Source organism: Ruegeria sp. HKCCD7181, assembly GCF_057221055.1.
Genome location: NZ_JBWVBC010000001.1, coordinates 12,742 through 31,768, shown reverse-complemented (window position 1 = coordinate 31,768; position 19,027 = coordinate 12,742). Strand labels below are relative to the sequence as shown.

17 protein-coding genes, 1 tRNA gene and 1 pseudogene are annotated in these 19,027 nt (G+C 57.3%); 10 read left to right on the top strand and 9 right to left on the bottom strand.

Annotated elements, in window-relative coordinates; genetic code table 11:
- Window positions 1–15 precede the first annotated feature (15 nt).
- Window positions 16–714 (top strand): annotated as a pseudogene (locus AC2TCY_RS00140) (Tn3 family transposase); the annotation flags it as partial.
- Here AC2TCY_RS00140 and AC2TCY_RS00135 read toward each other — a convergent pair.
- The 4 genes from AC2TCY_RS00135 to AC2TCY_RS00120 all read right to left on the bottom strand — a co-directional run bounded on the left by AC2TCY_RS00135 (window position 714) and on the right by AC2TCY_RS00120 (window position 2,136).
- Window positions 714–998, bottom strand: a complete 285-nt coding sequence (locus AC2TCY_RS00135; protein WP_480844691.1) for a hypothetical protein — start codon at window positions 996–998, stop codon at window positions 714–716. The pseudogene AC2TCY_RS00140 and the gene AC2TCY_RS00135 overlap by 1 nt on opposite strands.
- The gene (locus AC2TCY_RS00130; protein ID WP_480845502.1) at window positions 995–1,384 is read right to left on the bottom strand and encodes a hypothetical protein; all 390 of its coding nucleotides are present in this window, start codon (window positions 1,382–1,384) and stop codon (window positions 995–997) included. Before AC2TCY_RS00130 ends, AC2TCY_RS00135 begins: the two co-directional genes overlap by 4 nt.
- Window positions 1,342–1,626: a DNA-binding protein gene (locus tag AC2TCY_RS00125; RefSeq protein WP_480844690.1), complete on the bottom strand. Its 285-nt coding sequence runs from the start codon at window positions 1,624–1,626 to the stop codon at window positions 1,342–1,344. Before AC2TCY_RS00125 ends, AC2TCY_RS00130 begins: the two co-directional genes overlap by 43 nt.
- A gap of 423 nt (window positions 1,627–2,049) precedes the next feature.
- A tRNA-Leu gene (locus AC2TCY_RS00120) sits at window positions 2,050–2,136 on the bottom strand.
- Window positions 2,137–2,347: 211 nt separating this feature from the next.
- Between AC2TCY_RS00120 and AC2TCY_RS00115 the strand changes: the two genes are divergently transcribed.
- Window positions 2,348–3,331 carry a complex I NDUFA9 subunit family protein gene (locus AC2TCY_RS00115; protein ID WP_480844689.1) on the top strand — a complete coding sequence of 328 codons (984 nt, stop codon included), beginning with the start codon at window positions 2,348–2,350 and terminating at the stop codon, window positions 3,329–3,331.
- Here AC2TCY_RS00115 and AC2TCY_RS00110 read toward each other — a convergent pair whose 3' ends face one another.
- Complete coding sequence (locus AC2TCY_RS00110; protein WP_480844688.1) at window positions 3,332–4,135, bottom strand: undecaprenyl-diphosphate phosphatase; 804 nt, start codon at window positions 4,133–4,135, stop codon at window positions 3,332–3,334.
- 229 nt (window positions 4,136–4,364) lie between these two features.
- Here AC2TCY_RS00110 and AC2TCY_RS00105 point away from each other — a divergent pair, with 229 nt between their 5' ends.
- The 8 genes from AC2TCY_RS00105 (at window position 4,365) to AC2TCY_RS00070 (ending at window position 16,622) form a co-directional block, all read left to right on the top strand.
- Window positions 4,365–5,798 (top strand): NAD(P)-dependent oxidoreductase, encoded by a 1,434-nt coding sequence (locus AC2TCY_RS00105; RefSeq protein WP_480844687.1) that lies wholly within the window; start codon window positions 4,365–4,367, stop codon window positions 5,796–5,798.
- 27 nt (window positions 5,799–5,825) lie between these two features.
- A complete protein-coding gene (locus tag AC2TCY_RS00100; protein ID WP_480844686.1) occupies window positions 5,826–6,263 on the top strand; it encodes a GFA family protein in 438 nt (145 codons plus the stop codon).
- A complete protein-coding gene (gene gltB, locus AC2TCY_RS00095) occupies window positions 6,260–10,792 on the top strand; it encodes a glutamate synthase large subunit (RefSeq protein ID WP_480844685.1) in 4,533 nt (1,510 codons plus the stop codon). The genes AC2TCY_RS00100 and gltB overlap by 4 nt, the downstream gene beginning before the upstream one ends.
- A 185-nt stretch (window positions 10,793–10,977) precedes the next feature.
- Entirely contained in the window at window positions 10,978–11,928 is a 951-nt protein-coding gene (locus AC2TCY_RS00090; RefSeq protein ID WP_480844684.1) for a Hint domain-containing protein, read from the top strand.
- Between the two features lie 39 nt (window positions 11,929–11,967).
- The gene (gene mtgA, locus AC2TCY_RS00085) at window positions 11,968–12,708 is read left to right on the top strand and encodes a monofunctional biosynthetic peptidoglycan transglycosylase (RefSeq protein WP_480844683.1); all 741 of its coding nucleotides are present in this window, start codon (window positions 11,968–11,970) and stop codon (window positions 12,706–12,708) included.
- A 59-nt stretch (window positions 12,709–12,767) separates the two neighbouring features.
- Window positions 12,768–13,433: an FtsZ-binding protein FzlA gene (gene fzlA / locus AC2TCY_RS00080; protein WP_480844682.1), complete on the top strand. Its 666-nt coding sequence runs from the start codon at window positions 12,768–12,770 to the stop codon at window positions 13,431–13,433.
- A 77-nt stretch (window positions 13,434–13,510) separates the two neighbouring features.
- Window positions 13,511–14,548 (top strand): tRNA epoxyqueuosine(34) reductase QueG, encoded by a 1,038-nt coding sequence (gene queG / locus AC2TCY_RS00075; RefSeq protein ID WP_480844681.1) that lies wholly within the window; start codon window positions 13,511–13,513, stop codon window positions 14,546–14,548.
- A 70-nt stretch (window positions 14,549–14,618) separates the two neighbouring features.
- Window positions 14,619–16,622, top strand: a complete 2,004-nt coding sequence (locus tag AC2TCY_RS00070) for a hydantoinase/oxoprolinase family protein (protein ID WP_480844680.1) — start codon at window positions 14,619–14,621, stop codon at window positions 16,620–16,622.
- Window positions 16,623–16,648: 26 nt separating this feature from the next.
- Here the strand turns inward: AC2TCY_RS00070 and msrA are convergent, their stop codons facing one another.
- From msrA to AC2TCY_RS00050, 4 genes are all read right to left on the bottom strand, one after another.
- On the bottom strand, window positions 16,649–17,161 hold the full coding sequence (gene msrA / locus AC2TCY_RS00065; RefSeq protein WP_480844679.1) for a peptide-methionine (S)-S-oxide reductase MsrA: 513 nt from the start codon (window positions 17,159–17,161) through the stop codon (window positions 16,649–16,651).
- On the bottom strand, window positions 17,158–17,607 hold the full coding sequence (gene msrB / locus AC2TCY_RS00060) for a peptide-methionine (R)-S-oxide reductase MsrB (RefSeq protein WP_480844678.1): 450 nt from the start codon (window positions 17,605–17,607) through the stop codon (window positions 17,158–17,160). The genes msrA and msrB overlap by 4 nt, the downstream gene beginning before the upstream one ends.
- Before the next feature lie 95 nt (window positions 17,608–17,702).
- Window positions 17,703–18,581 carry a DMT family transporter gene (locus tag AC2TCY_RS00055; RefSeq protein ID WP_480844677.1) on the bottom strand — a complete coding sequence of 293 codons (879 nt, stop codon included), beginning with the start codon at window positions 18,579–18,581 and terminating at the stop codon, window positions 17,703–17,705.
- A 111-nt stretch (window positions 18,582–18,692) separates the two neighbouring features.
- Window positions 18,693–18,980 (bottom strand): HU family DNA-binding protein, encoded by a 288-nt coding sequence (locus tag AC2TCY_RS00050; RefSeq protein ID WP_480535693.1) that lies wholly within the window; start codon window positions 18,978–18,980, stop codon window positions 18,693–18,695.
- Window positions 18,981–19,027: the final 47 nt, after the last annotated feature.

The window sequence follows — 19,027 nt, the reverse complement described above, 5'->3', positions numbered from 1 at the left end:
ATCAAGGACAGCCCTTATGCGCCGCGAATGCTGAAAGCTCTGGATATTAGGGCCGCCCCGGTGGCTATTCCCATGGTGAATGCCGCTGAGTTAGTTGGTGGAAAAAGCGACCGGGTGAAACCGATAGAATTTCTGCGCAAAAACTCGAAATGGCATCGACACCTTAAAGCTCAGCCGGAGGATGACCATCGCCTCTGGGAAGTTGCAGTGCCGTTTCATCTACGCGACGATTTCCGTTCCGGAGATATCTGGCTGGGCATTCAAAGCGCTACGCCGATTTGAAGCAGGCCCTTGTGCCAATCCCAGCCGTTTCCGCCATCCCCAGATTAACAATGCCTCGTGATCCGGTCACTTGGCTTGCGGATCGAAAGGTGCAGATCATCGACGGCCTGAACCGTTTAGCGCGTGCTGCCAGGCACGGTGCCACCCCCCGGCGGGTCTATCGAGAATGGCGCGCTCAAGATCGAACGACTGACCACCGCCGTACCTGACGAGGCGGAAGAGCTCGTCCTCGATCTCTATCGGCAACTTCCAGACATTCGTATCACCGATCTGCTTCTGGAAGTGGATGAAGTCACTGGATTCACAGACGCCTTCACCCATCTGCGAACAGGTGGGCCTTGCAAAGACAGGATTGGACCGCTGAATGTTCTGCTGGCGGAGGGGCTGAATCTCGGCCTGAGTAAGATGGCCGAAGCTAGCAACACTCACGATTAACCCATTTTGCGTGGTTCAGAGAGGACCCGCTCTCGATCAGTCGTGTCCCGCAAGAAAGGTGTGCCGGCTAATGCCTGCTGACCCCTGGCTTTCTTAATCGCCTTCTCCACATCTTCGACCTGAGCATTCACGTGCCAAATTCCCCCGGGCCCGTAAAATTCCGGTACTTGCTGGCGCCAATACTCATCCGGATCGGACGGGATGTCGGTCCGCGGACCTCGGGCTTTAAGTTCCTCGGCGATCTTGCGGAGAATTTCAGGCTCCCTTCTTTCTTCGGTCATTTCCGCACCTTCAGAATCTCTTCCAAACTTCCCCTTTCAGCTTCGGCCGCTTCATATTTTGCCGTCATAGCTGCCAGCTGCGCTTTCAGATCGGCGATCTCATCCTTGCCGGCCGTTGCATTTTCACGCTCAAGCGCGAGATTTCCGGCGGACAATGCGTCAGCCCTCTTCTTTTCATCCTCGTAAGCGCCAGTCAGGCGATTAGCTTCTTCACCGAGGCGCTCGTTCTCGTTGCGCAAATCCCGGTTCTGTTCTCGTGCAGCGACAAGCTCAGCCTCGGTAACCTTGATCTCCTCGAACCGGCGTTCGAGCTCATTAGCTTCATCAAGAAGAGCCTCAGAGTTTAGGCGGCGCTCATCCTCCAACTCCGCCCGGGCCGTGGCCATGGCGGCCTCGAAGACCTTGTCGACGAATGACTAGGCCCGGTCCTGCAGATCGTCGGGGCGGAAATCTCCGGCTGCTGGCCGACTTTCCACGTCTTGAGGTGCTCCAGGATCGTTGTTAGGGCTCCTGAGCCCGGCTTCTCCCGAACTTTTCGGACGCTGACTCTATCAGCCGTCATCCAATCGTTTTCTTCGAGAATTTTTTCTGCGGCGCCGGCAACATCCTCGGCTGAGATTCCGCTCATCGTTACCTAAATACTAATTGTTACGTTATTTGTTACACTGGTATAAAGTGTTACAGTTACCCGAAATCAAGAAAAGCAAACATCGGGGAATTCTAAATGTTTCAGTCTGATTTTAGGCGTCTGCATGACTTGCAGCCGCGAAAAACCTTCGTCACTTTGGGGAAAGTGATCCGCAAGTGAGAACTCGTAAAACCGCGCTGCCTGAGATTCTTGTCTTGGTCCCATCATGGCTGATCCCCCCGCTTGTTGGCAGAATTGAATCAGCGAGTTACCCCGCAATCAAGGAAGAGCTTTTCAACGGAATAGGCCCTTCAAGCCAGAAAGGAGTTGCTACAGCGTTAGTCTAAGGGTGGGCAATAAGATGGACGAAAATTAGACAGCCTTCCATAAGGCCCTGAAAATTTTATACTTTAATGGGAAGTTTGGTGCCCAGGAGAGGACTCGAACCTCCACGTCCATACGGACACTAGCACCTGAAGCTAGCGCGTCTACCAATTCCGCCACCTGGGCAGGTGTCGTGGAGGGGCGTTTAAGCCTACTGGCGGGGGGCGTCAACTAGATTCGAAAAGAATTTCGAAAGTTTTTTTGGCGCAAACTCAGGGGTCCGGATGTCGGTCTGTGCACGTTGCGTGAATTCATGGTTGCGCGGCGTTATTGCTCCTTGTTTGCCGGGCTTGAGAACGGTAGATCGAACCAAGACCTACACAGCAGGAGCTCCATCATGTCCAAAATGGTCACGATTTACGGTGGATCGGGATTTGTCGGCCGCTACATTGCGCGGCGCATGGCGAATGAAGGGTGGCGCGTTCGGGTTGCAGTGCGTCGCCCCAATGAAGCAATGTTCGTCAAACCTTATGGTGTTGTCGGACAAGTCGAACCCGTTCTCTGCAACATTCGCGACGACGCGTCAGTCGCTATGGCAATGCGCGGTGCGGATGCCGTGGTCAACTGTGTTGGTGTTCTGAACGAGCTGGGTAAGAACGAATTTGACAAGGTGCAGTCTGAGGGCGCAGAGCGCGTTGCCCGTTTGGCCGCGAAACAGGGCATTACCCGAATGGTGCACATCTCGGCGATTGGCGCCGATGCGGGTTCAAATAGCGAATATTCGCGCACCAAGGCTGAAGGCGAGGCGGCTGTGCTCGCCCACGTGCCAGAGGCTGTCATTTTGCGCCCATCGGTGATCTTCGGGACTGAAGATCAGTTCTTTAACCGGTTCGCGGCCATGACGCGGATGGCGCCAATTCTGCCTCTGGTTGGGGCAGACACACACTTTCAGCCGGTTTATGTGGACGATGTAGCAAAGGCAGCTGTTCGCGGCGTTCTAGGTCACGCGGCTGCGGGCAGGTATGAGCTGGGCGGGCCCGAGGTCAAAACCTTCCGCGCACTGATGCAGCAGATGCTGGAAGTCATTCGTCGACGTCGCGTTATCGTTGGTCTGCCGTTCTGGATCGGAAAAATCATGGCCGGCGCGCTGGATATCGCGAAGTTTGTCAGCTTTCAGCTGTTTCCGAACCATATCCTGACCAGGGATCAATTGAAAAACCTGCGTCAGGACAATGTTGTGTCCGAAGGCGCAATGACCTTCACAGATCTGGGTATCGAGCCTTCCGCTCTGGAGTCTATTCTGCCCGAGTATCTGTGGAAATTCCGTCCTGCGGGCCAGTATGACGACATTCAGAACTCGGCCGGAAACCTGCGGATCTGATCAGCTGTAGGCGATGGTCAGAAGGACAGCACCCAGAATCACACGATAGATCACATAAGGTGTGAAGCTGACGCTGCGCAGCAAGCGCATCATCAGAGTCAGAGCCAGCAGGGCTGCGACGAAGGCAAAGATGGCGGCGATGGCCCCGTCTTTTGCCAGCTGTGCGTCAGCTGACCGGATTACATCTACCGACAGCAGGGCTCCGGACGCGATAATTGTAGGAATGGACATCAGCATAGCGATCCGGGCGCCGTCTTCTCGGGTATAACCAAGCTGACGAGCGCCTGTAATCGTAATGCCCGAGCGCGATGTGCCTGGAACCAGCGCCAGCACCTGCCACAATCCCATGATGACCGCGTCTCGCACGCCCCAATCTGACGCCTGTTTGGTCTGCGCCCCTTTTTGATCCATCCAATACAGAAGCAAACCAAAACCAAGCATCGTCCATCCGATCACCGTAATGGAACGCATGGCTTGGCTGAGGCCCGTCAAATGCAGAATCGCTCCGACAATCACTGTTGGTATGGTTGCTATGATTAGACAAAACGCCAAGCGCGACTGAGGGGTGTCGATCCGTCCCGTCAGGGCTTTGGGTAACCCGACGAGGGCCAGTCTTACGTCTGCCCAAAAATACAGAACAACCGCGCCCAGTGTGCCGACATGCACAGCCACATCTATAGCCAGGCCCTGGTCGTCCAGCCCGGTCAGGCTGGGCAGCAGGATTAAGTGCCCTGAGGATGAAATTGGCAAAAATTCAGTTATGCCCTGAATAATTGCCACGAGAATCAGTTGAAATAGACTCATGTGCCCTGCCGTGGTGCCGTCACGCATTCTTTGATTTCATGGGTATAAGTGTGTTGCCTGAAAGAAAAGCGCTCATATGGGTCCGAATCGGACCTAAAAAATGAAATAAATCCGGCGCGATTAGTATTTGAGTGGAATTTTTTCGTATTTAGGTCAGTATGGCTGACTTTTCATTCGATATGGCATCCCGTAAAGAGGCTCGACCAAGCCAATTCATGGAGTCTGACCCGTGGCCAAGCAACCGATGCTGAAATTTGTGCAGATCGAACGCGACATGCCGGAAAAGCGTGCCGCCAACGACCGCAAGGAAGACTTTGATGAGATCTATGCCGAATTTGCTGCCGAAAAGGCTGCCGAACAAGCGAGCCGATGCAGCCAGTGTGGCGTTCCCTATTGTCAGTCGCACTGCCCGCTGCATAACAACATCCCGGACTGGCTGCGTTTGACGGCGACCGGACGCCTTGAAGAGGCCTACCAGACCAGCCAGGCCACTAATACCTTCCCCGAGATCTGCGGCCGCATCTGCCCGCAGGACCGCCTTTGCGAGGGCAATTGCGTGATCGAGCAATCCGGTCATGGAACCGTCACCATTGGAACGATCGAGAAATACATCACCGACACAGCTTGGGACAAAGGCTGGATCAAGCCCGTGGAACCGGGCACGGAGCGCGGCGAAAGCGTTGGAATCATCGGCGGTGGCCCGGGTGGACTGGCTGCCGCGGATATGTTGCGCCGCGCTGGTATTCAGGTCACGGTCTATGATCGTTACGACCGTGCGGGTGGTTTGCTGATGTACGGCATCCCTGGCTTCAAGCTGGAAAAGGATATCGTGCAGCGCCGCAACGAGCTGTTGGCCGACGGCGGGGTCGAGTTCGTGCTGAACTGTGACGTGGACGCGGCCAAGTTCCAGGAAATACATTCCAAGCATGACGCCGTGATCATTGCGACCGGGGTTTATAAGTCGCGCGACCTGTCCATGCCGGGCAGTGGTCTTGCAGGGATCGAGAAAGCGATCGATTTCCTTGCTGCATCGAACCGAAAAAGCTTTGGCGATGCTGTCGAGGAGTTCGACAATGGCCGGTTGAATGCCGAAGGCAAAAAGGTTGTCGTGATCGGTGGTGGTGATACCGCAATGGACTGCGTGCGCACCTCGATCCGCCAGGGCGCGATCTCGGTCAAATGCCTGTATCGGCGTGACCGGGCCAATATGCCCGGCTCAATGCGCGAAACACAGAACGCCGAAGAGGAGGGCGTTGTATTCGAATGGCTCAGCGCACCCAAGGGGTTCATCGGCGATGACATGATCTCGGGCGTGATGGTGCAGAAGATGCGCCTGGGGCAGCCTGACGCGACGGGCCGTCAGGCACCGGAAGTGATCGAAGGTGCCGACTACGTAGAAGAGGCCGATCTGGTCATCAAGGCCTTGGGCTTCGAACCCGAGGACCTGCCCACCCTGTTTGGCCAACCCGATCTGCCTGTAACGCGCTGGGGTACCGTCAAGGCGGCCTTCGAAACCGGCGAGACCGAGTTGGATGGTGTTTATGCCATCGGCGACATTGTGCGTGGTGCTTCGCTGGTGGTTTGGGCCATCCGCGACGGCCGCGACTGTGCCGACGCTATTATCGACCGCTTCAACACCAAGGCTGCCATTGCAGCCGAATAATCAACTGCCCAGCGACAGGAGGGTATGATGCCCGAATTGCAAGGCCAATGCATGTGTGGCGCGGTCACAGTCACCGCAACCCCTGCGCGCGACGCGCTGGGGGCTTGCCATTGCGACCAGTGCCGCCGTTGGACCAGTTCGATGCTGGTGACGTTCCCGGCCGAGCCCGGATATGCCGCGCTGGGCCCGGTGAAGACCTTTACCTCTTCCGATTGGGCCGAGCGCGCCTTTTGCGGAGAATGCGGCTCTTCCCTATGGTACCGGATCACTTTGCCTGGCGAGATGCACGGCCAAACACAAATGGCGGCCGGTTTGTTTGAAAACAGCACCGGCAACCAACTGAAACTTGAACTCTATATCGACAAAAAGCCTGAGGCTTACGCGTTCGCAGGCGAACGCCGGCAAATGACCAAAGCTGAGGTTGAAGCCATGTATGCCCCATCCGAAGAAGGAGACAGCCAATGACCAAATATGATGCCGATTGGGTGCGGGCCGAAGAAGCCAAACGTCAGTGGATGGCTGAAAATGGTCTCTATTCCGAGGAAGAAGAGCATTCCTCCTGCGGTGTGGGTCTTGTTGTATCTGTCGATGGCAAGGCATCGCGCAAGGTTGTTGATGCCGGTATCGCTGCGCTCAAGGCGATCTGGCACCGCGGAGCCGTGGATGCCGATGGCAAAACCGGCGATGGTGCCGGGATTCACGTTCAGATCCCGGTTCCGTTCTTTTATGACCAGATTCGCCGCACCGGGCATGAGCCCAAGCTGGATCAGCTGGTAGCCGTCGGTCAGGTATTCTTGCCCCGCACGGATTTTGGCGCGCAGGAACAGTGCCGGACCATCGTCGAAACCGAAGTTCTGCGGATGGGTTACTACATCTACGGCTGGCGTCACGTGCCGGTGGATGTGACTTGCCTGGGAGAAAAGGCCAATGCAACCCGGCCCGAGATCGAGCAGATTCTGATCTCGAATTCCAAAGGTGTGGACGAAGAAACGTTCGAGCGTGAGCTGTACGTGATCCGCCGCCGGATCGAAAAGGCTGCAATGGCGGCTGGCATCACGGATCTGTACCTAGCTTCGCTGAGCTGTCGGTCGATCATCTACAAAGGCATGATGTTGGCCGAGCAAGTGGCCGTATTCTACCCGGACCTGATGGATGAACGGTTCGAAAGCGCTTTTGCCATCTATCATCAGCGCTATTCCACAAACACCTTCCCACAGTGGTGGCTGGCGCAGCCGTTCCGCATGCTGGCCCATAACGGCGAGATCAACACGCTGAAGGGCAATATCAACTGGATGAAGAGCCATGAGATCCGCATGGCGTCGGCGTCATTTGGTGACCACGCTGAAGATATCAAGCCAATCATCGCAGGTGGATCGTCGGATTCCGCCGCATTAGACTCGGTTTTTGAGGTTCTGGTGCGTGCAGGTCGCTCGGCCCCAATGGCAAAGACCATGTTGGTTCCGGAAAGCTGGTCCAAGCAGGCCGTCGAACTGCCGCAGGCGTGGCGTGACATGTATTCCTACTGCAACTCGGTGATGGAGCCTTGGGATGGTCCCGCTGCGTTGGCGATGACCGATGGCCGCTGGGTCTGTGCCGGTCTCGACCGTAACGGTCTGCGCCCAATGCGTTATGTGGTGACCGGCGACGGGCTGGTGATCGCGGGGTCCGAGGCGGGCATGGTACCGATTGACGAGGCAACCGTGGTCGAAAAGGGCGCGTTGGGTCCGGGCCAGATGCTGGCCGTGGACATGAAAAAGGGCAAGCTGTTCCGCGATACCCAGATCAAGAACAAGCTGTCCGCCGCGCTGCCCTTTGGCGAATGGGTGGGCAAGATTGCCGATCTGGACACGACACTCGCCGGTGTGACCGAACAACCGCTGTTCACGGGCGAAGAGCTGCGCAAGCGTCAGATTGCTGCGGGGTATTCAGTCGAGGAACTGGAGCAGATCCTGGCGCCGATGGCCGAGGACGGGAAAGAGGCGCTGGCCTCGATGGGTGACGATACGCCCTCGGCGGTGCTGTCCAAGCAATACCGCCCGCTCAGCCATTTCTTCCGCCAGAACTTCAGCCAGGTGACCAACCCCCCGATCGACAGTCTGCGCGAATACCGCGTGATGTCGCTGAAGACTCGGTTCGGTAACCTCAAGAACGTGCTGGATGAGGACAGCAGCCAGACCGAGATCATCGTTCTGGAAAGCCCCTTTGTCGGCAACGCGCAGTGGGAAATTCTGGTTAAGGATTTCAACGCGCCGCTGGCCGAGATCGACTGTACCTTCGAGCCGGGTGAGGGCGCGCTGGACGCCGCCTTGACCCGTATCAGAGCCGAAGCAGAGGAGGCCGTACGCTCGGGTGCCGGGCATCTTGCGTTGACCGATCAGTACTCAGGACCGGGCAAGGTTGCGATGCCGATGATCCTGGCCACCAGCGCCGTGCACAGCCATCTGACCCGCAAGGGCCTGCGCACCTTCTGCTCGCTGAACGTGCGCTCGGCGGAATGTATCGACCCGCATTACTTCGCCGTTCTGATCGGCTGTGGCGCGACGGTGGTGAACGCCTATCTGGCCGAGGATTCGCTGGCCGACCGGATCGAGCGTGGCCTGCTGGATGGCACGCTGACCGAGAACGTCGCGCGTTACCGAGAAGCCATCGATCAGGGTCTGCTCAAGATCATGGCCAAGATGGGTATCTCGGTGGTGTCGTCCTATCGCGGCGGCCTGAATTTCGAAGCCGTTGGCCTGAGCCGCGCCATGGTGGCCGAGTACTTCCCCGGCATGACCAGCCGCATCTCGGGCATCGGCGTGCATGGTATCCGTGTCAAGGCCGAGGCGATCCATGCCAAGGGCTGGGAAAGCGGTCTCGACGTGCTGCCCATCGGTGGTTTCTACAAGGCGCGCAAATCGGGTGAGACCCATGCGTGGGAAGCCACTTCGATGCATATGATGCAAATGGCCTGTAACAGAGCCTCATATGAGCTGTGGAAGCAATATTCGGCCAAGATGCGATCAAACCCGCCGATCCATCTGCGCGACCTGATGGACTTCAAACCGCTGGGTAAACCAATCCCGCTGGAAGAGGTGGAATCGATCACCTCGATCCGCAAGCGGTTCGTGACGCCGGGCATGAGCTTGGGCGCGTTGAGCCCCGAGGCGCACAAGACGCTGAACGTCGCGATGAACCGGATTGGTGCGAAATCCGACAGCGGCGAGGGTGGCGAAGACCCGGCGCATTTCGTGCCGGAACCCAATGGCGACAACCCATCGGCCAAGATCAAGCAGGTGGCCTCGGGCCGGTTCGGTGTGACCGCCGAATACCTGAACCAGTGTGAAGAGCTGGAGATCAAAGTGGCTCAGGGTGCGAAACCCGGTGAGGGCGGTCAGCTGCCGGGCATGAAGGTCACCGACCTGATCGCCCGTCTGCGGCACTCGACCAAGGGCGTCACTCTGATCTCGCCGCCGCCGCACCACGACATCTACTCGATCGAGGATCTGGCGCAGCTGATCTATGACCTCAAACAGATCAACCCGCGCTGCAAGGTGACGGTTAAACTGGTGGCATCCTCGGGCGTTGGCACGATTGCCGCCGGTGTGGCCAAGGCGAAAGCGGATATTATCCTTATTTCGGGTCACAACGGTGGCACCGGCGCCTCGCCCGCGACCTCGATTAAATATGCCGGTCTTCCGTGGGAGATGGGCCTGACTGAGGCACATCAGGTTCTGGCGATGAACAACCTGCGGGATCGCGTCACGCTGCGGACCGACGGTGGCCTACGCACCGGTCGCGATATCGTCATGGCCGCGATGATGGGGGCCGAGGAATACGGTATCGGCACTGCCGCCCTGATCGCGATGGGTTGCATCATGGTGCGTCAATGCCAGTCGAATACGTGCCCGGTTGGAGTTTGTACGCAGGACGACGCCTTACGCGCCAAGTTTACCGGTAGCGCGGACAAGGTCGTGAACCTGATTACCTTCTACGCGCAGGAAGTGCGTGAATTGCTGGCCAGCCTTGGTGCGCGGTCCATCGAAGAGATCATCGGCCGGGCCGATTTGCTGGCGCAGGTCAGCCGTGGTTCGGCGCATCTGGACGATCTGGACCTGAACCCATTGCTGATCACCGTCGATGGCTCGGCCAATATCGTCTACAACCGTGACAAGGACCGCAACGCGGTACCCGATACGCTTGATGCAGAGATCGTACGGGATGCGGCCCGGTTCCTGAAGGATGGCGAAAAGATGCAGCTGTCGTACGCGATCCAGAATACGCACCGCACGGTGGGTACCCGTACGTCCAGCCATATCGTCAAGAACTTTGGGATGCGCAACACGTTCCAGTCCGACCACTTGCATGTGAAACTGCAAGGCTCGGCGGGGCAGTCTTTGGGCGCCTTTGCGGCTCCGGGGTTGAAGCTGGAAGTGTCGGGCGACGCCAACGACTATGTCGGCAAAGGTCTGTCGGGGGGTACCATCGTGGTGCGACCTCCTCAGGTCAGCCCTCTGAAGGCAGATGACAACACGATTATTGGCAACACTGTCCTTTATGGTGCAACTGACGGCCATCTGTTTGCTGCGGGACGTGCCGGAGAACGGTTTGCTGTCCGTAATTCGGGCGCAACGGTCGTGATCGAAGGTTGTGGCTCAAACGGGTGTGAATACATGACCGGCGGTGTGGCCGTGATCCTGGGTGAAATCGGTGCCAATTTTGGTGCCGGTATGACCGGCGGCATGGCCTATCTGTATGATCCCGAAGGCAAGGCAGAGCTGCTGATGAATAAGGAAACGCTGGTTGCCTGTCCGGTGACAGTGGAGCATTGGGAAGATCAGCTGAAATCTCTGATCGAACGCCATGTTTTGGAAACCGGTAGCCGAAAAGCGGCCGATATTTTGCAGCATTGGGATGTCGAGAAAGGCAACTTCCTGCAGGTTTGCCCGAAAGAAATGCTGAATAAGCTGAGCCATCCTCTGTCTGTTGAAGCGACAGCGGTGCCAGCTGAATAACACCGTTTCGGCCTGAGAATTGGAACCCCGCGTGTCCTGTGCAACACGCGGGGTTTTGTTATTTTAGCGTTCTGATCGCATTTCCTTGCTCAAATCGACAAAAAACGCCTAGCGTTGGTCACAGTTTCTTTGGGATACCCGGTCAAGGTGCATCCCTGATGGTGTGAGTTAAGTGGAGTGTTCAGATGCCCACAACCTATACGGACCAGTTCTTCATCCTCGACCCGGCAAATCCCGGGGCGAACGGAACTGTGCCAGGATCGACGCTGACAGTCTCGAGTTTCGATCTGGTCGATCAGAATGATAATGGCCTGATCAATCGGTTGAATGGGGACTCGGTTGACGGTTCCGATATCTCTGCTTCCTATTTCGACGATGTCGTGACCATCGAGTTGCCGGACGGCTCACAGGTCACCTATACCGGGGTGACGTTTTATCTGGCTGATGGGCGTGAAGTGTTTACGCCAACCGACGGCAAAGTGCTGCAGGAGGGGACGTTTGTGTCCTCGTCCGTCACGGATTTCAGCGATAACGGCGGTTCCTTCGGATCAGTGGACGCCGTAGGTGGAGATCTCGGCCCGCCGTGCTTCACACCCGGCACAATGATCGACACTCCGGCCGGACCTCGTGCGGTCGAAGATCTCAAGGTTGGGGATTTGGTAAACACGCAAGACAGGGGACCTCAGCCCTTGTTGTGGATCGGGCGAACGACAGTTGCCGCCGAAGGCAAGTTTGCGCCCATTCGGTTTCCGGCCGGAATGTTCGGGTTGAAGCAGGCGCTTTTGGTGTCTCCGCAGCATCGGATGCTGATCGACGACTGGCGCGCTCAGTATCTGTATGGTGAGCCCGAGGTATTGGTCGCTGCGCATTGCATGGTGAACGGGGATACCGTGACGCGGATCGAAGGAGGCACGGTCGATTACATCCATCTGCTTTTTGCTCAGCACGAGATTATCGTGGCCAACGGTGCCAAAACCGAAAGCTACTACCCCGGCCACGCCGTATCGCAACCCGAGCGCCGCACGCAGGCGGAAATCCTGGCTCTTTTCCCGGAACTTGATCACACCGATTTTGGCTCTCTGACAACAGCTCGCCCGATAGTACATCCGCGAGAAGGACGGCTGATCGCGATTTAAGCCGTTCCAAACGGGCGCGGCGCGACGTATAGCATGGTCATGGCACAGAAAGCAGCCCGCAAGTCACGCGGTAAGAAAAACAAGGCAACAAAGAAAAAGACAGGCATGTCATTGGGCCGCCGGATTCGGTTCTGGCTGACGCGGGGTGCGTTGGGCACCGCGGCCGTATTTGTAGCATTGGTTCTGTTATATTCGGTCGTGAACCCCCCGGTGACGCATACTATCTGGTCTGAATGGCGCCGTTTGGGTCGCGTCGAGCGTGACTGGGTGCCGATCGAAGAGATATCTCCGATTATGGCTCGATCAGTCGTAGCGGCAGAGGACGCGAATTTCTGTCTTCATTGGGGATTTGATGTCGAAGCAATTCGCGACGCGCTGGAGGATGGCGGAGCCCGGGGCGCATCGACCATCTCGCAACAGGTCGTCAAGAACGTGTTCCTTTGGCAAGGCCGCAGCTGGATACGCAAGGCGCTTGAGACATCCATGACACCAGTCGTCGAACTGTTGTGGAGCAAGCAGCGCATACTCGAGGTTTATCTGAATGTCGCCGAAACCGGGCAAGGCGTTTTTGGCGTCGAGGCTGCGGCGCAACGTTATTACGGTGTTGGCGCGGCCAATCTTACACCGGTCCAGGCTGCGCGCCTGGCGGCCATATTACCTTCGCCGCGCAACAGATCGCTTGCCGATCCTTCGGCTCGACTGCGCAGACGGGCGGCTTCAATTCTTGATGGGGCGGCCACCATCCGCGCAGATGGTCGCGCCGATTGTTTCGAGGATTGAAACCAAGACCCGTCAAAGGCTAAAGCTGGAAGAGTATTCTCTGGTTCGATTGGAAGTTCATGGCGCGCTTGTTTCACGTTCCCCTGTCCCCCTATTGCCGCAAAGTTCGCCTGTCTCTGGGCGAAAAGAAGATTGAGGTCGAGCTGGTTGAAGAGAGATACTGGGAACAGGACCCGGACTTTCTGCGTCGGAATCCGGCGGGCAAAGTGCCTGTCTTACGGTTGGACGGGCGCGTCATGTCGGAAAGTGCAGCGATCTGCGAATATATTGAGGAAACCCGCCCTGAACCGTCCCTGATGCCGAACAAACCCGAAGACCGGTACGAAGTTCGGCGTTTGGTGGGCTGGTTCGATGACAAGTTTCACCATGAGGTAACCTCGAAGCTTCTGTATGAGCGGGTCAACAAGAAGGTGACCGGGCAAGGGTACCCTGACAGCAAGAATGTCAAGGAAGGCGCGCGGGCGATCAAATATCACCTGGATTATATGGCGTGGTTGCTGGACCAGCGACGTTGGCTGGCGGGGGATCAGATGACCTTGGCAGATTTTGCCGCTGCGGCGCATCTGTCAGCGCTGGATTACATCTCGGATGTGGATTGGAATCGCAGCTCCGCAGTTAAGGACTGGTATGCAAAGATCAAATCTCGCCCTGCATTCCGTTCCATTCTTGCCGATCAGGTCCCCGGGTTTCGACCTCCGGCTCATTACGCTGATTTGGATTTTTGATAGGGTAGCGGCCGAGGGGGCTGTCTGCTCCTCCTGGTCCTATGGGCCAGTTAATTCCCGAGGATGTTTTGGGCCAGATGAAGAGCGGATCGGAGTTGAAAGAAAGGCTTGTGGCGCAGGCCTTGTCCGAAGGTTTTGTTTCATGCCGGATTTGCAGGCCATGGGATGTTCCTCAGGTGCCCGCGCGGTTGAAGGCGTTTCTGGAGGCCGGGTATCACGGGCAAATGGGTTGGATGGCCGAGCGGACACATTGGCGCGGTGATCCGGCGGCGCTGTGGCCAGAGGCGCAATCTGTGATCATGCTTGCCGAAAGCTATACACCTGAATCCGATCCGACAGAGATCCTGAGCCATCCGGAACTGGGTGCGATTTCCGTTTATGCCCGGAACAAGGATTACCACGATCTGGTCAAGAAACGATTGAAGCGACTGGCGCGGTGGCTGATTTCCGAGTCGGGCGGCGAAGTGAAAGTTTTCGTCGACACCGCTCCGGTTCCGGAAAAGGCGCTGGGTCATGCGGCAGGGTTGGGTTGGCAGGGTAAACACACCAATCTGTTAAGCCGGGATTGGGGCAATTGGGCTTTTATAGGGTCTGTATTCACGACTTTGGAACTTCCTTCTGATCTGGCGGAAGTAGACCATTGCGGCTCGTGTCGCGCCTGTCTGGATGCGTGTCCGACAGACGCATTTCCGGCCCCCTATCAGTTGGATGCACGACGGTGCATTTCTTATCTGACAATTGAGCATAAAGGGCCGATTGAAGAGGGTTTGCGCCACTTGTTGGGCAATCGGATTTATGGGTGTGACGATTGCCTTGCGGCCTGTCCTTGGAACAAGTTTGCTGTCGCGGCGAGCGATATGCGCTATGCGGCTCGCGATGAATTGAAAGCACCACGGCTCGCTGCGCTGTCCGCGTTGGATGACACCGGATTCCGGTCCCTGTTCTCGGGCTCGCCGATCAAGCGTATTGGCCGGGATCGGTTTGTCCGGAACGTGCTGTATGCGATCGGCAATTCCGGTTCTGCTGCTCTGCTGCCATCGGCGCAGGCTCTGACTGATGATCCGGACCCTGCAGTTTCTAATGCTGCGCGCTGGGCGGTAGAACAGTTGTCATAATGCCGCAAACAGGCTGGACGCGCCGCGATTAACCGCTACACCCGATCTACGCGAATGGATGGAGGACCCGATGGCGCTGGCTTTGGGGGTGGATACTGGTGGAACCTATACGGATGCGGTGTTGGTCCGGGACGAGCAAGAGGTCATCGCCTCGGCCAAATCCCTGACGACACGCGCAGACCTTGCGATTGGGGTCGGAAAAGCGATCTCCGCGGTTTTGGAGGCCTCGCAGGTTTCGCCGGATCAGATTGCCCTAGCGTCGCTCTCGACAACGCTGGCCACAAATGCGCTTGTCGAAGGACAAGGCGGGCGCGTGGCGCTGGTCTATGTCGGCTTCCGCGAGAGTGATTTAGCGAAACATGGGTTGGCCGAAGTTCTGAAGGGCGATCCAGCCCTTGTTCTGGCAGGTGGTCACAGCCACTCGGGTAGAGAAGCTGCGCCGCTGGACATAGCCATGCTGGAGGCCTTTTTAGAGTCTGAAAAAGGTGTTTCCGGCTACGCTGTGGCTGCTCAGTTCGCCACGCGAAACCCGGCGCATGAGTTGGAAGTTGCCCGCATCATCGCCGAGAAAACCGGTGTGCCAGTGACCTGTTCGCACCATCTTTCCGCCAAGTTGAACGGCCCGAAACGGGCGGTGACGGCTGTGCTGAACGCGCGACTGATCGGCATGATCGACCGACTGATCGGGCGCGCGCAAGACCGGCTGCAGGATCTTGGTATTTCGGCGCCCATGATGGTTGTACGTGGGGATGGCGCCCTGATGAGCGCGGAACAGGCGCGGGAACGACCGATTGAAACGATTCTCAGCGGACCGGCGGCCTCGATCGTGGGGGCGCGGTGGCTGACCGGGGTCGAGAATGCGCTGGTGTCCGATATCGGCGGCACTACAACCGATGTCGCGTTGATCCGGGACGGCAAGCCTGCGATTGATCCGGGCGGAGCCCAGGTTGGCGGCTTCCGCACTATGGTCGAGGCGGTAGCCATGCGCACGCACGGATTGGGAGGCGACAGCCAGGTACACGTCGTGACGCAAGGGTTGAACGGCGGCGTGTTCTTGGGTCCACGTCGCGTGTTGCCAGTATCGCTGATCGCAGCTGAGTCCCCTGAAGTCGTGCACGCAGCACTGGATGAACAATTGCGCGCAACCAGCGTGGGCGAGCACGACACACGTTTTGCGCGCAGGGTGCCGGGATTACCTGCGGATGGGGTCGTTCCTCGTGAAGCCGATTTGCTGGATAGGCTTGGGGCCCATGTTGTGCCACTCAGCAAACTGCTGAGAACCCGCATAGAACATGGTGCGTTGAGCCGGTTAGTGGATCGCGGAATTGTTCAGGTCTCGGGCGTGACACCATCTGACGCCAGCCACGTTTTGGGGCGCTTGAACGAGTGGGACAGTACTGCTGCCGTCAAGGCGCTTGAGCTGATTTCGCGCAAGCGGGTCGGGTCGGGTGACTTGTTGGCCAAGTCGCCCGATGAACTGGCTCAGATGATCGTGGATCAACTGACAGAACAGACTTCTTTGACCTTGTTAGAGACTGCATTTGCCGAAGAAGTAGAAAATTTCGGCCTAGCACCGAACGAGTTGGCGCGACATGTGTTGATGCAGAAAGGCTTAACGCAGCATCGCGGGCTGCTGGCGCTGGATGCCGCGTTAAATGTGGATGTTGTTGGCTTGGGAGCCTCGGCGCCCAGCTATTACCCGGCCGTTGCGGATCGGGTGCACTGTAACATGATCCTGCCCGAACATGCTGGTGTGGCCAACGCTATCGGCGCCGTTGTCGGACGGCTGACTCTGCGCCGCGCCGGTACGGTCACGTCACCGGCTGAAGGGCGCTACCGTGTGCATCTTGAGGAGGGTCCGCAGGATTTTTCGACGGCGGACGAAGCGTTGGCACTTTTGGAATCCGTTCTTCGGGATGCGACGACGCAATCCGTTCGCGAGGCCGGCGCCGAGGATATTCGCGTTCTGGTCGACCGCGATATTCGCAAGGCACAGATCGAAGGTCAGGTGGTCTTCGTCGAGGCGCTGGTCACCGTTGAAGCCAGCGGCCGACCAAGGGTGGCCGCTGGCTAATCTTACCTATTGACGAAGAGAAGTCGTTACTCCGCCGCGTCCGCGCGTTTGGGCAGCACCCAATCCGGGCGCGGGAAATGACAGGTGTACCCGTTAGGAATACGCTGGAGATAGTCCTGGTGTTCCGGTTCAGCGTCCCAGAAGTCACCAACCGGTTCGACCTCAGTTACCACTTTGCCCGGCCAGATACCACTGGCGTCGACATCCGCAATTGTATCCAGCGCCACCTGTTTCTGGGCGTCGTCGACAAAATAGATTGCTGACCGATAACTCATACCACGATCATTTCCCTGACGGTTCACGGTTGTCGGGTCGTGAATCTGGAAGAAGAATTCCAACAAGTTGCGATACGAAATCTGCGTGGGGTCGAACCATATTTCGATCCCTTCGGCATGGGTTCCGTGGTTGCGGTAGGTGGCGTTTGGCACGTCACCGCCAGTATAGCCGACGCGGGTGCGCGACACTCCGGGTAGTTTGCGGATAAGATCCTGCATGCCCCAAAAGCAGCCTCCGGCCAAAACAGCTCGTTCGTCAGTCATAGGATTTCCTCCACATGGATCAGGTATTCGCCATAGCCTTCGACCTCCATATCGTCTCGATGGATGAATCGCAGCGAGGCAGAGTTGATGCAATAACGCAGCCCGCCATGTTCGCGCGGGCCGTCGGGGAACACATGCCCCAAATGGCTGTCCCCGTGTTTTGATCGGACCTCTGTTCGGATCATGCCCAGTGTTTGATCCTGAAACTCTTCGACATGCTCGTGAACTATGGGTTTGGTGAAACTGGGCCAGCCGCAGCCGGATTCGTATTTGTGGGTCGAGGCGAATAGCGGCTCGCCCGAGACGATGTCCACATAGATCCCGGGTTCCTTGTTGTTCAGGTGCTTGCCTGTTCCAGGTCGTTCGGTACCGCTGCGCTGGGTGACGTGAAACTCTTCCGGTGAGAGGGCAGCGATGGCATCAGGGTCTTTGGTGTAGCGGGGCATGGCTCCTCCGATTTTTGGGGCTTTGACCCAATAAATGGGTTCCGGACGGCGAAAGCAAAGGCTTGTGGTCGGGGCTCGCGCAGTTGTGCGTTGAATTAGACGGTGTTTTCGGTCGGCTGGCGCGACAGTTGCACCGCCAGAATCCCCAATGTCGTGATCGCAACACCGATAACGTCTAACGGGCCTAGTTTCTCTCCCAACAAAACTGCGGCGATTGTGACTCCGAAGACTGGGTTGAGAAAGTGATAAGTTGCCGCGCGGATCGGTCCGATCCGGTTCAGCAAAGTGACCCAGATCAGGGTCGCCAGCAGGCCCGGAAATAGTGTTGTGTAGATAAAGGCCAACGCCAGTGGCACGGTTGGCCTGATGTATATGGTTTCCAGCAAAGGCGATGCTACAAACAAGACAGCTGATCCGATCAGCATCTGAAGGCCGACGACCATCATGAAATTACCGCCTGACGTTGCGCCACGCACTGCCAGCGTGGCAAATGTCAGTGCCAAAGCACCAATACCGCACAGGGTGATCCCGAATAGATCAATGCCAGAGCTGATCCGACTGCTCATGATTACAGCAACGCCGGCAAAACCCGCTAACAGACCGATCAATCCGCCAAGCCTCAATTTCTCGCCCAGCAATAGCCAGCTGGCCAGCGCAACCAGCAATGGCATGGTTGAGGCAATGATGGCCGCGACAGAGGCTTCGACCGTTTGCATTGCATAGAAATTCAGACCCAAATAAAGGGCATTTTGACATATTCCAAAGATGATCGTTGCCCGCCACTGACCACGAGTCAGGCGCCAGCTCTGGCCCATGGCACGTGCAATCATCACTCCAAGAAGGCCCGAGATCAGAAATCGAACTGCAAGAGAAAACAGCGGTGACGCGTCCGCAACAATGATCCGCGCCGAGCTAAAGGCCGACGACCAGATAAAGGCAAATGTCAGGCCCATTGCGATGGCGCGCAGATCCATGTCGGACTCCTGATGAGATCGATTGCGACTGTTTCCGGTTTTCAATCCGGCTGCAAGGAAAAGGGGCCGCCCATTGGCGACCCCTTGAACTTGCGATCTGTCAGCGGCGTATTAACCGTTAACGCTGTCCTTCAGAGCCTTCGCAATGGTCATCTTGACCACCTTGTCGGCTTCTTTTTTGAACTGCTCGCCAGTGGCGGGGTTGCGAACCATGCGCTCGGGGCGCTCGCGGCAGTAGATTTTGCCGACGCCGGGCAGAGTGACTGCACCACCAGCCGAAACTTCGCGGGTGATCAGGCCGGTCATGGCCTCCAGCGCAGAATTCGCGGATTTCTTGTCGGTTCCCATTTCCTCAGCGAGAGCAGCAACCAGCTGAGTCTTCGTCATAGGCTTTGCCATTTCTTGGTCTCCTTAACGTGCCCGATAATTTGGGCCTCACCGCGTAA